The sequence below is a fragment of the Clostridium sp. HBUAS56017 genome, assembly GCF_007115085.1.
Classification (GTDB): Bacteria; Bacillota; Clostridia; order Clostridiales; family Clostridiaceae; genus Clostridium; species Clostridium cibarium.
This window is the reverse complement of the sequence record NZ_SULK01000027.1, coordinates 30,823-48,210: the sequence shown is the minus strand read 5'-3', so window position 1 is coordinate 48,210 and position 17,388 is coordinate 30,823. Positions and strand designations below refer to the sequence as shown.

Sequence of the window (17,388 nt, the reverse complement as noted above, 5' to 3'; positions counted from 1 at the left end):
ATACAGCAGTAGTATCACATAGATCAGGAGAAACAGAAGATACAACTATAGCAGATCTTGTAGTAGCAGTAAATGCAGGACAAATAAAAACAGGAGCTCCAGCAAGAAGCGAAAGAGTTGCTAAGTATAATCAATTAATAAGAATAGAAGAAGAACTAGAAAGTGTTGCTGAATATAGAGGAAGAAAAGCTTTCTTCAGTATTAGATAACAAGGCTACTACTAAGACAATATATTGTCTTAGTAGTTTTCTATTTTTAATATCTTTTATTAATAAACATACGGTTCTTTTTAGTTAATCATTTCTAACTCAATTTATTCAAAAAAACATTCACTACAAAATTTTCCTTAAATCCCCAACTTAAGTTTCAGCAAAAAATCACGATAATAATTTAATCAACTAAATTTTTGAAAATAAAGTGAGGTACACATGAAACTACAAGAATTAAAAAATGTCGTATTTGCAAATTTGAATAAATCTTTATTTGATTTAGCCATAGAAAACATAAAGAATGCTCTTGCAATTGATCTTTATGACAGTGACTTATATTTTTATATGGGTTTAGCTTATGCTGGAAAGAAAAATTATAATTGCGCATATTTATGCTTTGAAAACGCATTGAATTATTGTAAAACTAATGAATCTAAAGATAATATTCTATTAGAAATCAATAAGTTAAAAGATCTTAACGCAATTTCAGTAAGTGACTTTTCAATTATTATAATAACAAATAATAACTTAGAATATTCAAAGAACTGCATTGATAGCATAAAAAAATATAATACTTTGGACAACTATGAAATTATTATAATAGATAACAACTCTAGTGATGGTACATCTGAATGGTTTAAGTCTGAAGAAAGTATAAAATATATACTTAACAGTGAAAATAAAGGAATTCCTGCTGGATATAATCAAGGAATAAATCTTGCTAAAGAAACTAATGATATATTTGTGTTAAATAATGATGTCATGGTACTTCCAAACTCAATATTTAATTTGAGAATGGCATTATACTCTGAAAACTCAATAGGTGCTGTTAGTCCAGTTAGTAATAATGTTGGATATTATCAAGCAATACCAGAAGGGTTTAATGATATCTCTGAATATATTAATTATTCATTAACATGCAACATCCCAAATGATAACCAGCATGATTTTAGATTAAAGTTAGTTGGATATGCTCTATTCCTTAAAAGAACTGTTTTAAACAAAATAGGATTATTTGATGAACAATTTAATCCTAGGAATTTTGAAGATGATGATATTTCTTTAAGGGTGCTAAAATCTGGTCATAAGAATATCCTTTGTAAAGATAGTTTTGTATTAAATTTAGGTGTTACAAACTCCCAAGTATCACTAGATATATTTAAAACTAATGAAAATAAATTTAAAACAAAGTGGGGATTTAATCCTTTTTATTCTCTCCTTATAAGAAATGAGATAATAGGACTTTTAGATAAGCCTGCTGATACAAGTATTAATGTCCTTGAAATTGGATGCGCTTGCGGCGCTACCCTATTAGAAATAAAAAATAAATATCCTAATGCCAATCTTTATGGTATTGAACTTAATGATAATGCTGCTGAAATAGCAAAAACTTTCGCTACCGTTACAGCTGAAAATGTTGAAACTTCTTCTCTTAATTATGATGAAGGTTTTTTTGATTATATTATTTTTGCAGATGTTTTAGAACATTTAAATGATCCATTGAGAACATTAGAAACTGCAAAAAAATATTTAAAAAGCAACGGATATATTTTAGCTAGCATACCAAATGTCTTAAACTATACAGTACTAAAAGATTTAATTAATGGTAATTGGACTTATACAGATGCCGGAATTTTAGATAGAACTCATTTAAGATTCTTTACATTAAATGAAATACAAACTTTATTCACAAAGGCACAATACAATAATCTATCAATATATTCCGTTAATAATGCACCACAAAATAATGAAGATATTGATTTTATAGAAAAGATAAGCAGTATATCTAGTAAAAAAGAAACTATAAAAGGAGAATTAACTACCTATCAATATATAGTTAAAGCTCAAAATTATGATAAGGCCAATGAGTTACTAGAAAAAGCACAAAACTTAAGAAACGAAGTTAACTTTTTCTTACGAAAATTGGATATAAATTCTGATAACAACAAGATATTAACTAAACTTATCGATTTGATTAGAATTGAAAATATAAGCTTTGAATACATTATCGAAGCTGTTGAAAAAAATACAATATTAAAAAGTAAAATATTAAACTCTCTAGGAATCAAGTGTTTTGAATGTGGATTAGAAGGCTATGTAATACCTCTCTTGGAAAAAGCCTACAAGTTAGATCCTAAAGATTTAGAAATAGTTTATAACTTGGCTTGTGCTTTAAGCCTAGCAAAAGAACATAAACTTGCATTAGAATATATAAATTCTCTAGATAAAAGCAATGATAATATAGAAGAATTAAAAGCTTTTCTTATTAATCAACTTGCCTAAATGTTTAAAAAACCTACGATTTTGTTTATCGTAGGTTTCCTTATTCTAATTATTTTTCACAACTACTGCTCCTAATTTACTTACATTAATTATATGAAAATATTCATTATCCTCTAATATGAGGTACTTATCTGTTCCGCTATAATATTCTTTTACTTCCCCATAGTAAGTTAACTCAATAGCCTTTTCTGAATTATAATTAGCTAAAGTATCATATAGGTAAGCTGTTTCACTATTAATTTCATAACCATTATTGTACTTTTTTAATGTTATTGCCATTACATATTTTAAATTTATATAGTGTTTATATTCTTCACTTACGTAGAGCAAAGTATTATCCATTAATTTTACACAATTATATGAGTTGCACTCTGCTGTTACCTCTGGATTAGATTTATCATAATCAGATAGTGTCATAAATATATTCACCTCTGATACCATATTTAAAATTTCAATTTGTGAATTTGAATCATTTAAACTTTTTATATTAATCATAAATTTTCCCCTTTCCTTTAATCATTTATAGAAACTTCTTTTACCTTGTCTTTAAGAACATATACCTTATAAACATTTCTTTTAATAGTTTCTGAATCACTTAATTTATAAGTTCTCTCAAAAAAATATACTTTTCCTAACTTATCCTTATAATCTACATCTGTATTATCTGCATAATTTGTAGTACAATCAAGATCTGTTACTTCAATGTCAACGGACTCTTTATTGTCCTGGTTTATCTTAAAACGATAGTATGTCTTATCTTTTGAACTATTATATAATTCTGAAAACATAAACCCCTCAACATCAACCAAATTTGCTTCTCCTTTATACTCCTCTGTATAAGGAGGTAACTCTAAAGCTTCACTTTTCTTATCTTTATAAACACCATAGACTACAATACCTACTAGGATCACAATCACACAAATTATAATATACTTCTTCTTATTTGATGTATTTTTGTTTAGCATCATATTTCCCCATCCTCCATTTCTACATAAGTAGGTGTGTACATACAGTTCACATCTGTTATCTCTGTACCAACTCTGGTATATATTCCTGCAAATTCAGTTCCACATAAATACGTACCAAACACTGGATACCTATTATCACTCGTCTCTGAAAATATATATTCCTGAAATATATAACCTTCATTAAACTCATCTATATTTATAATATTTCTAGACAAGGTGATCCCCTTCCCCTCTCTAGATAAGATTGGTTTTACTACAAAATCATTTGTTCTCATTTCACTTGCTTCTAAAGTTGTATATGGTATATGCTTTTCTATGAGTAAGGCTTCTTTTTCATTAAAGAAATTGAATTTTAGAAGTTCGTAAATTAAAGCAAAAAACATCTTGTTTTGAGATATAATGCTACTAGTATTATTTAGAGAGATTACATTATTACTTTCTAAAGCATACTTTAACCTTGCTAAATCTTCTGTTTCTTTGTACTCTAACCAATCTAAAGGATAGTATCTAAAAATGGCATCAACTTTCTCACCATACAAAGATACCCCTCCTTTTTCACTAACCTTTAGATCATAAATATTCCCTAAAGTTATAGTAATACCATTAAGCTCTGATAAGATATTCTTTATAGTATTGATAGTATACCAATCTTCATAATATAAACTTCCTACAATAGCAATTTTCTCTATTCTTTTCACCTTAGAATATTCATCTATCATCTTATTAACTTGTTTTAATACTTTTTCTTTAAATTCACTATTAATGTTCTGTAAGTTAGATATCTTAACTTCTTTTAGTAACTCTTCTGAAATATACATTGTTTCACATATACCAGCTGGAGTTTCTGAATTAATTTCAAGTACTTTCCATACTCCATTTGTATCTAAAATCCAATCCATTCTTCCAAGTAAACAAAGTTCTTCAGTATTTGAATTCTTAATCACTTTTTCTAAGTATTCTAAATTAAATGCATCTTTATAAATAGAAATGTTATCTCCTACAAAGCTTTGAACTTTTTTAAATATTAAAGCTATTTCATTTGTAAGACTTTTCAATTCTTCATATTTGCTTTTATTTAATACTAAAGGACTGGTTTTGATATATTCAGAAATCCTGCAATAACTGCCACAAAATCCAAATCTAATTAGAGAACTAGTAAACTTTCTATAATCTATATTTGTATTAATAGTTTTAAAACATTCTTTTTTATTCAAAATAGGGGTTATCCATGTATTCTCCTCTTCTGTTAAGTAAGAAGGATTAAACCTAACACAGGTTCCTATATAATCTTTTATAGATATAAAAATCCCTAAATTAGCAAAAGCTTCTACCCTCTTTGTGAAAATACCATTGCTGTATGGAGCCATATCCTCTCTGATTTTACAAAACTTTTGCAAAATGAAAGATTTTCCACTTTTCAAAGCTTCAATCACATAATCAATACATTGTTTCCACTCTTCTTGTGAATACAATTCACCAATAAACACATCTATACTATACCTTCCATATACAGGCTTTATCACCCATCTATCCTTATCTTCAACAGCCTTTTGTATATTATCTATATTTAATAATTCAGTATAAGGCAAACTTTTATTTATTACGTCTACCTCACTTTCAGACAACCTAGAATCTTTTTCTTTTACCAACTTCCAAAGATAACTATAAAGATTTTTGCATTGCCCAATAATCACCCTCGGATCATTCAATAGTAGCAGCTTTCCATTTTCAAATAACCTTAGCATTTCAGAAAAGCAACTTACTTCCTTAAAGTATTCAGTAGGATATAACCTTAATATTACATCAATCTTTTTCTCAAAAGAATATATAGAATTATCAATATATTGAAAATTAGTATTATTACATATTACAAACTTAAAATTTTCATTTTGAAATAATTCTTTAAATAACATCATTAGATGAGTTTCTTCTGCTCTCGAAGATGAGCTTAGAAGAGCTATAGTAAGCTTATCCTTATCTTTAAAATAATCATTGCATATACTATAGAAGTTATTTTTAAGTTTTTCTATAAATCCTATATTTATATTCTCCTTACTGTTAACTAGAGATTCCATTACCATTATTTCTCTTTGTGCACAAGGCTTATCATAGTTTAATTCACTATAAAACACTCCTGAACCATCGTCTTTTACAAATCCATCATATCTTGTCCAAAGTAAAGGTGCTAGAGGATTTTTAAGTGCCAATATTTCTTCTTTATAAGGAAACTCTGGTATATAAGGAACTAAATCATTGAACTCTCCATTAATTCCTTCTATAATTCTATTAACAAGATTATTTATTTTAGTAGATGTCTCATTAAAAATATTATGATACTTATCTTCTAAATAAAAGGGCTCTTTAGTGAAAATATCATGATTCCTTGTCGAGTGGACCATATGATATTTAAATAAAAGTTCATTAATAAATTTATTATCCAATTTATCTATCTCCTAACCTGTAAAGCTAGTAGATTTTGATGAACTATAACTGCCATCTGAAGATACTACAGAAGATGCACTAGAAGGTTTGCTTGACCAACTTTTCCATCCAGAACTTGTTGAAGAATCAAAATGAGAATTACCACTACCAGGTAAATAGAAAAATGAATGTCCCATATATCCTCCTCTAAAGATATTATTATTTTGTGCTTCTTGATCTTCTTTATCTTGTTCTTTTACAACTTCTTTGAAATTATTATATTTTGCATTGCCACAGCCTGTTAATACAGCACCCCCGCTAATAGCCATAACTGTAGCCATAGTTAAAGATAGAACTTTTTTATTCTTCATTTTTACCACCCCTATATTTCTAACTTTCTAAATCAATAAAAACTATATTTATTTTTTCTCCCTTTAAATAGTCTAAGTATTTTTGTATATCTTCTTTAATTCTGTTTCTATATATGAACATTAAGCTGTCTATATTCATCATTTTCAAAACTTCGCTATGTGGTAATTCTTCCTCAGTTACTTCATATTGATTATTAAAGACAAGAGGATCTAAATAATCATCATTATCTTTATATCTTCCATTATCTAAAATAAAGCAATATCCTTTTACTTCTTCTATATCCTTGAACTTCAAGGAATAATTCACCAATTTATTATGAATTACATTGTTACCTATTAATCCATAATTATGAGCTATATGATTAATTGATAAAATAGGCTTTATACTTAAATTATTATTTAGCATTATGCTAAAATCCAGATTCTCTTCTGCCTCAAGATCACTAATTATTAATACATTATCTAAACTAGTTTTTATCTTAGCCTCTAGTAATTTAAAGCTCTCTTTATTTTCTTCTTTAATATCCTTGCACTTTGTAATATCTACTTTTTCTAAATCTACTGTTGATAATGATGCTAATGTTGTACTTTTTACATAACATTCAAAAATGCTGCTGTTTTTACGCCAGTTATCATAGCTTTCTATCAATCTATCCAATATTATTCATCACTTTCCTTTACATGAATTTATTAAAATATATGAAGAATATTATAGCATACTTTTCAATGTTTTACATATATTTCGAAAATTCATTCTAACTTGCCATGAATATTTTTTTTAAACCTTCTTAATTCCAAGTATTTTCTGCTGATTCTATAAAAAAAGAATGTAGCAATTTTATAAAAATCCAACTACATTCTCAAAGCAAGTATATTTTATTATAATATTATTCTTTATAAATTATTTTATTCAAACCAATTAAATCTGAAATATCAATTGCTCCATCACCATTTAGATCTGAATTTTCGTTCACTATTTTCACATCAGAATCCATAAGGTATGCCTTTAAATTATTAATATCTTTCTCATTAACAACTCCATCACCATTAACATCACCTTTTATATTGGTAGTAAGCTTTTCATTTAGCTCCACCAAATCCGCAACATTTATGACATCATCACCATTTAAGTTCCCATTTTTTTGTACTATTGACTTCTCCTTTCCAGTAATATACTCTTTCAAAAGCATATAATCATCTGTATCAAGAACGCCATCACCATTTACATCACCTTTTATATTAGTATTAAGTTTTTCATATAAAAGCTGTAAGTCTAAAATATCTATAGAATTATCTCCATTAAAATCTGTATTTTCTTTTACAAATTCCACCTTTGTACCAACTAGATATTTCTTTAAACGATTAGCATCATCAATATTAACAATACCATTTCCATCTACATCACCTTTTATTTTTGTAATAACTTTAGTTTGTAAAATGGTTAAATCATTATTATCTATATTGCTATCTTCATTAATATCTCCATTATCATAAACTAAATCAATATCATCATCAGCATTTAAATATCTATTTAATAATGATAAATCATCCACATTTACAAGACCATCCCCATTAACGTCCCCAGGTAAAAAATTTGCTGTTTTTGCACAAGTGCTAATAGGACTTACAAGTACAGCACTGCATACTAATGTTGCAATAAATGCAATAAGCTTTTTCTTCATAAATAACTCCCCCACCCATAATATGTATCTATAATCAACATTTTCCTTAAAGTTAATTATATACTATATATGAGTTTAAATCAATTTTTGTAAATATATAGGGTATGTTGTTAAATTGAAAAACCTGTTATTTTCTAAAAGATTCTTATCGATCAGATACTAAATCTGATTTATAATTTTTAATTTTATCAAGTAAAGCACTATTTACATTGTAATCAGAATCATCATATTTTGTAAAAACCCATGTAAAATCTCCACCATTGACTCTTCCTGCATAAGTGGTAACATTCCCTTCTACATCTTCTGGCGCATCTGGTGCATAGTCATACATAGCTGCACTTGTATCAAAATTATTATAAGTATTTTTCCCATTTACAGACTTAAAGGCACTTGTTACCGCCTCATTTCTTGTCGTTGCCAAGTAAGCATCAAATTCCTTAGAATTATCATTAGCATAAACAAGTCTTTCAGCACCTTCTACCTTATTGTTATATGCCTTAATCATGCCCCCTTCTTCACCTGAAAAATTTCCTCTTGCCTTGTTATAAATATCAGTCCCTTGCAAAGATGTTAACATTGGATATTTACAATTTCTAAAATAATTAGCTTCAACAAAAGCAGATGAGCCTTTAGTAACTCCAACTCCATATTTTGAATTACCATCAAAATAGTTATTATATACATGAACTGTACCAACTCTTATACGTGGATGTCTTGAATCTGAATGATCAAACCAATTGTGATGATATGTTACATGGAAATCTTCTGTATCATTCATTCCACAAAGTGAGCACTTTCCAGAATCATAGTAGTGATTATATGAAATTGTAACATAATCTGATTTTTTCACATCACTAGATCCGTCACCTTTCTCTTGATCATTATCACTTCCTTCTGCTCCATAAAAAATATCATTATTATGTATCCAAATATTCTCATTGTCTGTGTCAAGTGAAATAGCATCATCTGGGAACATCATAAAACCAACATTTCTTATTTCTACATTGTGAGCATCTCTAACAAGAATTCCCCATCCATAAGCTGTAGCATCTTCTCCTACCCCTTCAAATGTAACATTATAACAACCTTTTAATTGCAAGTATCCATTGCTATTAAGACTATCAATATCAGATGACTTTACTTCTCCTATCATACGAATAATAAGTGGCCTTTTATCATAACCTTTTTGACGTTTTGCTAAAATATCAACAAGTCCTGTACAAGTAACTCTTGTTCCTTCTTTATTTGCTATAACGTCTGCTTCCACTGTATTTACTGTATCTTTTGTAATATATATTATTTGAGCATCTCTTGCTACAGTACCGTCATTATTATATCCTCCAGAGCCTGTCCTCATTGGTGACTCTAAAGAAAAAGCAAAACCTTCCCTAGTATTTGCTTTTACCTTAATACTTTGTGTAATTTCCTCCTTTGAGGTTACTTCTTCGTTATTTATTATAGGCACTATTTTTATTAAATAGTTTCCTTCTGAAAGGCCTAAAATATCTGCTCTTAAATATGTTTTATATTGTCTAACTAACTTATTTTCTATTAGTTTATACTCAGAGTCTATATCATTTGCTAATTTATAATAAACATTATATCCTGTAGCCCCCTCCACAGGAGCCCATTTAACATTAGCTGATTCTAACCATCCTTTACTATCTAATATAGAAACTGTAGGATTAACATTTCCCATTACTTCCATCAATGAAGAGCTTGTACTATAAACCGAAGCACTTGCATGTACTAAAGGAGTCATAATAATTGCAGACACCAAGGTAGTTACTATTATACCTTCTGAAACTTTTTTTAATTGAAAGTTCTTCTTCAATCGTTTTCCCATTTCCCCACTCCTTTCTTATTCTTATTATATATATTAAGCACAACCAAATTTTCACAGTTCTATTTATATTTAACCAAATTAATATGTTAATGGTATTATAATTGTCACAAATAATATAAATATTGTCAATATAGAATGACAATATTATTCCAATTGAGCTAATTATTTTCACAAAAAAACCTTAACAACGCCTCTATCTACATTGTTAAGGTTTAATAACTTAAATTATTTTTACTCTAAATCTTCTCCATTTGTATTTATAACCTTCTTATACCATTCAAAACTCTTCTTTTTCGATCTTTTCAAAGTCCCATTTCCTTCATTATCTTTATCTACATAAATAAATCCATAACGTTTCTTCATTTCTCCTGTTGATGCACTTACTAAATCTATACATCCCCAAGGTGTATATCCCATAAGTTCCACTCCATCTTCGTTTACTGCGTCCTTCATTGCTTTTATATGTTCTTTTAAATAATCTATACGATAATCATCTTCTACATAACCATTTTCATCTGGGTTATCCACAGCACCTAGTCCATTTTCAACAATAAATAATGGTTTTTGATAACGATCATATAGTGAATTCATTGTAATTCTAAGTCCTAATGGATCAATTTGCCATCCCCATTCACTTGCCTTTAAATATGGATTCTTTAATGTAGCAAATACATTTCCTTCTGTTTCTCCAATAACTTTTGGATCCGCACTAGTTAATCTAGAAGAATAGTAACTAAAAGATATAAAATCAACTGTATTATTTCTTAGAATTTCTTCATCTCCAGCTTCCATTTCTAAATTTATATTTAATTTTTCTAACATCTTCTTTGCATAGTTAGGATATTCCCCACGAGACTGAACGTCTATAAAGAAATAATTTTCTCTATCCTTCTCCATTGACCTCCATACATCTTCTGGTGCACATGTATTGGCATATGTATTTCCAGCTGCTAACATACATCCTATTTTAAATTCCGGATTAATCTTACGTGCTATTTGGGTTGCTTTAGCACTTGCAATCAATTGATGATGTGCTGCCTGATACTTTACTGCTACTTCATTTTCACCTTCTTCAAAAACTAAACCTGCTCCTATGAATGGCAAATGTAATAGCATATTAATTTCATTAAATGTAAGCCAATACTTTACCTTATTTTTATATCTATTAAATATTACTTCACATAACCTTTCATAATAATCTACCATTTTACGACTTCTCCAAGAACCGATAGTCTTTACTAAATGCATTGGAACATCAAAATGAGTTATAGTTACCAATGGTTCAATTCCATATTTTAAGCATTCATCAAATACATCATCATAAAATTTTAATCCTTCTTCATTTGGTTCAATATCATCTCCATTTGGAAAAATACGAGCCCATGATAATGAAAGACGGAAACATTTAAATCCCATCTCTCCAAATAAAGCTATATCTTCTTTATATCTGTGATAAAAATCTATAGCTTCATGGCTTGGATAATAATGCTCCTTATCACACTCTAACATTTTAAGCTTGCCCATTCCTACTGGAAAACGATCCTTTCCTGATGGCATTACATCAACTGTAGACAAACCTTTATTACCTTCTAAATATCCACCTTCACACTGGTTAGCAGCAGTAGCTCCTCCCCATAAAAATCCTTTTGGTAATTTATTTGCATTTTTCATCATAAAATTATACCTCCTAAAAAATCATACATACATTGTTGATTTCAAAAATTATGTTTTTAATCCATAGGACTTCCTATATAAGAAATCCTATGGATTTTATTAATTTTGCTTAAATATTTATCTTTTCTATTTATATTATTAAATCATTACAGTTAATAAATCTTCTTTATAATCAATAGACTTTTTATCTGTTTCAATAATATCTAAGTAATTATCTGAATTAGTTACAACTATAGGCGTTATTGTTGAATAACCTTCTTTTTCTATAGCTTTTATATCAAATTCTAATATAACTTGCCCAGCTTTTACTATATCTCCTTGCTTTGCTTTAGGAGTAAAATGCTTACCTTCTAATTGAACTGTGTCCATTCCAATATGAATTAATATTTCTGCTCCATTATCACTTGTAATTCCAAGTGCATGACAAGTTGGGAAAAGAGTTGTTAAAACTCCATCTACTGGTGCAATTATTTTGCCTTCTATTGGTTTAATAGCAATCCCTTTGCCTAATGCTCCTTTTGAAAACGCCTCATCTTTAACTTCTGATAAAGGTGTAACTTCTCCTTTTAATGGGCTTATGACTATTTCTTGTTTCACTAATGAATTTTCTTTTTTAGGCTCTTCCTTTGCTCCTTCATCTTTAAATCCTGCAAACATCATTAATAAAAATCCTAACACAAAACTTACTGAAATTGATATAACTGCTCCATAAAATGCTTTATCTAATCCATTAGGCCCTATATAACTTGGAAGAGCAAATACTCCAAGGCCACCCATCATAAGAGTTTTAGTTCCAAATAATCCTGTAATGGCACCACCTACTGCTGCTCCTATACAGCTTATTATGAATGGTTTCTTACGAGGTAATGTAATTCCATATATAGCTGGTTCTGTAACTCCGAAAAATCCTGAAATAACTGCTGGTATAGATAATGATTTTAACTTCTTGTTCTTTGTTTTAATTAAGATCGCTAATACTACTCCTGTTTGTGCAAATGATGCTCCAAGTACAGATGCTAATACAGGATCCCCACCAAGTACTGCCATATTATTCATAGCTACAGGAACTAATCCCCAGTGTAATCCAAAGATAACAAATACTTGCCAGAATCCACCTAAGAATATTCCTGCAATAATTGGACTTACATTATAAATTCCAACTGTAGCTGCTCCAAGTAATTTACCTGCCCAAGTAGCTATAGGTCCTATAACGATAAGAGTTAATGGTGCAACAACAAGTAATGTGCAAAATGGAACTAAGAATGTTTTAACAACATCTGGTATTATTTTCTTGAAAAATCTTTCAATTATTCCACCTACATATACAGCAAGAATTATAGGAATAACACTTGAGGAATAATCCATTAATATAACTGGAATATTTAAAAAAGTTACATAAACGGGTGACTCAATTATGCTTCCACCAAACAATGTAGTAAGTGGTGTTCCTGCCATTAGTGCAGTTAGCTTTGGATATACTAAAACTGCACCGATTGCCATACCAATAAACTCATTAACCTTAAACTTTCTAGCTGCTGTTAACCCTAAGAATATTGGGAAGAAGTAAAATAAACAATCTCCTATTGCATTTAAAATTTGGTATGTTCCTGATTTATCACTAAGAAGTCCTAATGCTACAAATAAAGCATTAAAGCCTTTAATCATACCAGTTGCACTTAACACACCAAGTGTTGGAGTAAATACTCCTGAAATAATATCTATAAATTTATTAAATGGACTTAATTTTTCTTCAGCTCCTTCTGAAGCAGCTGCAAATCCACCAATAGCAACAACATCTGCATAAACATCTGGTACATGATTTCCAATAACAACTTGATATTGTCCACCACTTTTTACTACAGTTACAACTCCATCCATGTTTTTAAGCACTTCAGTATTTGCTTTACTCTCATCTTTTAATTTGAAACGTAAGCGTGTAATACAATGTGTTAGACTGTTAACGTTTTCTTTGCCACCGACATTTTTTATAATGTCTTTTGCTAAACTTTCATACTTCATAATTCCTCTCTCCTTTGTATAAATAATATAATAATAATTTCGTATATAAAAAAAGCGAAACCTCAACAGATAGAATATATTTAACTTCTATCTATCATGGTCTCGCCTGCTTTACCAGTAACAATCCAAAATTTATTCATTTATTATAGATATATTGCTACATTTATCCATTAAGAAATTTATGATATAAAAAAAACCTTAATCAATAAAAAGGAATAAATAAAATCACTTTTCATTAACAAAGGTATCGCCTGATCGAATCAGTAACAATCCAAACTCTTATGAACACTTTATGTAAGCGTTATCTATGTTTTTATTATATCCCCATTATTTATAATCGTCAATAGTTTTTATAAAAATATTTTTACTTATATTTTTTTACTCTCCAATTCTAAGCACTTAACTTATCATAACTATGAATTTTAATAAATTTGCTCTTTAAAAGTCTTGATGTTATAAACGATACTAATGGCACTGTTAATATAACCCCAATACTTCCTGATATTCCTTGCATTATCTCAATTCCAATAGAATACATATTAATAATTTGATTATATTTCATACTATAGGAATATATTAAAATTAATGTATTAATAGCTCCTCCTGTAAAAGCTAAAATAAGAGTGTTAGCCATGGTCCCCATCATGTCTCTCCCTACATTTATTCCTGAAATAAAAAGCTCCTTGCTAGTTAATTTATTATTTTTATCATAAATTTCATTTACAGTAGATGCTATAGATATACTAACATCCATTACAGCTCCTAATGAAGCTATAAGTATTCCAGCAAATAATATTCCTCCCACATTTAAATTGGTTTTGGTTGATAAAAATACTAATTCCTCAACTTCTGCTACATTATATCCTGATATCTTGGCAAGGTATCCAAATAATGTTGCTGCTCCTCCTGCTGCAATTACCCCTAAAATAGTTCCCATAATAGATGATATTGTTTTTACACTAAAGCCTGCTATTAAATACATTGTAACTATAGTAATTAAAATTCCTATAATAACAGCTGCGAAGAATGGTGAGTATCCTTTATATAACATTGGTATAAATAAGAAAACTATACAAACAAATGTAAATACAAGTCCTATTGCAGATTTAAGTCCCCTTTTCCCTCCAATTGCCCAAAGCATTAACATAAATAATAGAACAAAGGCATAAATAATGGTTCCTCTATCATAACTATAAACCGAAGCCACATAATCATTTCCTTCTGTACTTAAGGAAACGATAACCTTCATATTTTGCTTACATCCAGCCCCATAAAGATAACCTGATGCACTTGTAGCATTTAATACCTCCCCTTTTTTACTTCCACTTAACATTCTAACCTTCACTTCTTGATTTCCAACACGTGAACCATCTTCTTGTATATTATCTTTTAGAACCTCTTCAACTACAGCCTTCTCATACTCAGTGCCTTTCTGATTTATCAATTCAGGCTTATCTACTTTATTAAAGAAATATAAAAATATAAAGAACCCAAAGGTTAATATCATTATAATCATTATTCTAATAATAGCTCTTCTGTCACTTAATAGTTTAGAAAACATATTTATCATCCTTTATTTCTATATTTAAATTATAAGGAGTGCATAAATACTCCTTATAATAACCATGCCTCAATTTTGTAAAAGTTTTTACCTTGCTTCTTTATGTTTATTACTTCTAATTCCATATACTAGCCCAGCAAGGGTTATAAATACTACTGCTATGAATGGATAAACATTAGCTTCATCACCGGTTTTAACCTTACCTATAGTTTTTACATTTAAACTTTTTACCTCTGGTGCATCTTTAACAACTTTTGTGCTAAAATCATTTAATACCTTATCTAAATTATTTAATGCATTATCTACTGCTAATTGATTAGAATCAGGCGAATTCATAATGCCTTTAGCTAACTCAATTGCTGCCCTTAAACTTTCTTGTGCTTCTACTGGATATTGTCCTTTTTCTGTTCCTACTGCTACACTATTTAATAGAGTTTCTGCTTTATCTATTAATGCTTTAAGTTCAGTTTTATCACCCTTAACTTCAATATTATCTATGGTGTTTTTTAAGTTAGTATATGCATCAGCAATTTCCTTAGAAGTAGCAGAAGCTTTACTTGATATTCCTTTAGCAGCTACTAGTTGATTTTCTAGATTACTAAAACTTGAAGGTGTATAATTATCTTTACTACTAACTTTATTATCTCCTATAGCTATTAACTGATTTAGTTTTGCTTTATCTATAGATTTTATAATTGAAAAAGTATTATCTATCTTTTCTCCATTATCTGTTCTATAAGTATTTATTGTAAAACTTACTTCATCAACACTTATTTTAGAGTAAGTTGGAATATCTTGCTGCCATCTTGCTGCTATATAAGATTGTTGATGTTGTATCAAATCATAATACTTGCTACCTGATGCAGAGTTAGCAGTCATATAGAGTATCCCGCTTGGATCTACAACATTTCCATTTTTATAAGTTACATCTTCCCTAACATTTTGTACTGCATTCGGATCTTCAATGCTCTTTAAATACTCTTTATATTCATTAGGCGTATCTTTCCCAGCTATCTCATCATCATAATATTTATAAAAATCAGTAGAATTCATGATTTTAGCGTTATCTGCCTTTCCACCTTTTAGTATTAAAGATCTTGAATAAGTATGATCATGTCCTGTTAAAACTACATCAATTTTATTTTCTTCTAATATAGGAATTAAACTATATCTTAAACTAACAATTTCTGGTTCATTTGAATGTTCCCCTGAACCATAAATATCATGATGTATTGTCACTATACGCCATTTAGCATCCTTATTTTCATTAATTGCTTTCTCTATAACTTGCTTATGTTCTGCCATATTTTTATTGTTAGTGTTTAAAGTAATAAATAGTGTATTTCCATATGAATAATAATAGTCTCCACCAGCTTTTGTTAAGCCTAAATCAGATGTATTGGGATTATTAAAATGATAAGAATAGTTCGGACTATTTGAATCATGATTACCAATTGTTGTTGCAACAGGCAATGATCTTAATACATCTGGTCTTAAAAAGCCAGCATATTCGATATCTTGCTCATTACTTTTTGGCTTAGATGTTTGAATTTGATCTCCTGCTGAAACCATAAAACTGATATTTGGATGTACCTTTAAGGCAGTATTTAAAGTATTATTCCAGTTAAAACTATCATTCATAACTGCTGCATATTGGCCTTGTTCTCCAGTTGCCCCAGTAGCAATATTGGAAGATGATGACCCTATTTGCGGATCCCCCACATATAAAAAACTAAAACTTTTTGTATCTTGAGTTTTAAAAGAAATAGCAGATCTCCAAAGGCCACTTACTTGGTAACTATAATAATATACAGAATTCTTTTCAAGGCCTGTTACAGTTACTTTGTTACTCTTATATCCATTGACAGCCTCCTCAGTATTTACAGCTATCTCTTTTGCATCGCTAAGATCCTGATTTTTTCCAAACTTAAACTTTGGATTTAATTCTGCATTTTTTGAGTACCAGGCAAAATTTATTTCGCTAGCATTTTTACCTGGAGTCAATGATACTCCCAAGGGATCTTTCGCATTTTCAAAGCTTTTTACCCACTTATCCCATGCTCCATCATATTTTCCTGCAGATGTTTGACTTGCCTCTGTCCATCCATCTGTAGCTGATGCAAATGCATTAATACTTGTAGTAAATATCATAGTTGTACCTAATAAAAAAACCGCTATTTTCCTTTTTAACATTTTTACTCCTCCTAATTTTGGTAGATATATTTTCAAGTAAAATCACTACATTAACTAATATTTCACTTTCTTTAAATAATAACCCTGCAATGTTATAAATACATAAACATCATGTTAAATTATGTAAATTATTTTCAACAAATTTATATTAGGATCACTAT

The 17,388-nt window shown here is 29.1% G+C and carries 12 protein-coding genes and 1 pseudogene; 2 read left to right on the top strand and 11 right to left on the bottom strand.

What is annotated here, in order from left to right; all coding sequences use genetic code 11:
* Positions 1-209: pseudogene (eno, locus tag FAY47_RS17760) on the top strand (phosphopyruvate hydratase); the annotation flags it as partial.
* Between the two features lie 219 nt (positions 210-428).
* Complete coding sequence (locus FAY47_RS17755) at positions 429-2,492, top strand: bifunctional glycosyltransferase/class I SAM-dependent methyltransferase (RefSeq protein ID WP_143318268.1); 2,064 nt, start codon at positions 429-431, stop codon at positions 2,490-2,492.
* 45 nt (positions 2,493-2,537) lie between these two features.
* Here FAY47_RS17755 and FAY47_RS17750 read toward each other — a convergent pair whose 3' ends face one another.
* The 11 genes from FAY47_RS17750 to FAY47_RS17700 form a co-directional block, all read right to left on the bottom strand.
* Positions 2,538-2,987 (bottom strand): hypothetical protein, encoded by a 450-nt coding sequence (locus tag FAY47_RS17750; RefSeq protein ID WP_143318267.1) that lies wholly within the window; start codon positions 2,985-2,987, stop codon positions 2,538-2,540.
* Between the two features lie 17 nt (positions 2,988-3,004).
* A complete protein-coding gene (locus FAY47_RS17745; RefSeq protein ID WP_143318266.1) occupies positions 3,005-3,460 on the bottom strand; it encodes a hypothetical protein in 456 nt (151 codons plus the stop codon).
* Positions 3,457-5,901 carry a glutathionylspermidine synthase family protein gene (locus FAY47_RS17740; protein WP_143318265.1) on the bottom strand — a complete coding sequence of 815 codons (2,445 nt, stop codon included), beginning with the start codon at positions 5,899-5,901 and terminating at the stop codon, positions 3,457-3,459. Before FAY47_RS17740 ends, FAY47_RS17745 begins: the two co-directional genes overlap by 4 nt.
* Positions 5,902-5,913: 12 nt before the next feature.
* Positions 5,914-6,252 (bottom strand): hypothetical protein, encoded by a 339-nt coding sequence (locus FAY47_RS17735; RefSeq protein WP_143318264.1) that lies wholly within the window; start codon positions 6,250-6,252, stop codon positions 5,914-5,916.
* A 19-nt stretch (positions 6,253-6,271) separates the two neighbouring features.
* Entirely contained in the window at positions 6,272-6,910 is a 639-nt protein-coding gene (locus tag FAY47_RS17730; protein WP_143318263.1) for a hypothetical protein, read from the bottom strand.
* Between the two features lie 229 nt (positions 6,911-7,139).
* Positions 7,140-7,934 carry a dockerin type I domain-containing protein gene (locus tag FAY47_RS17725; RefSeq protein ID WP_143318262.1) on the bottom strand — a complete coding sequence of 265 codons (795 nt, stop codon included), beginning with the start codon at positions 7,932-7,934 and terminating at the stop codon, positions 7,140-7,142.
* Between the two features lie 145 nt (positions 7,935-8,079).
* Positions 8,080-9,780, bottom strand: coding sequence for a right-handed parallel beta-helix repeat-containing protein (locus tag FAY47_RS17720; RefSeq protein ID WP_143318261.1), 1,701 nt, complete (start codon positions 9,778-9,780; stop codon positions 8,080-8,082).
* 231 nt (positions 9,781-10,011) lie between these two features.
* Complete coding sequence (locus tag FAY47_RS17715; protein ID WP_143318269.1) at positions 10,012-11,451, bottom strand: 6-phospho-beta-glucosidase; 1,440 nt, start codon at positions 11,449-11,451, stop codon at positions 10,012-10,014.
* Positions 11,452-11,592: 141 nt separating this feature from the next.
* Entirely contained in the window at positions 11,593-13,473 is a 1,881-nt protein-coding gene (locus FAY47_RS17710; RefSeq protein WP_143318260.1) for a beta-glucoside-specific PTS transporter subunit IIABC, read from the bottom strand.
* Between the two features lie 391 nt (positions 13,474-13,864).
* On the bottom strand, positions 13,865-15,034 hold the full coding sequence (locus FAY47_RS17705) for a YibE/F family protein (RefSeq protein ID WP_143318259.1): 1,170 nt from the start codon (positions 15,032-15,034) through the stop codon (positions 13,865-13,867).
* Between the two features lie 87 nt (positions 15,035-15,121).
* Positions 15,122-17,227, bottom strand: a complete 2,106-nt coding sequence (locus tag FAY47_RS17700) for a metallophosphoesterase family protein (protein WP_143318258.1) — start codon at positions 17,225-17,227, stop codon at positions 15,122-15,124.
* Positions 17,228-17,388: the final 161 nt, after the last annotated feature.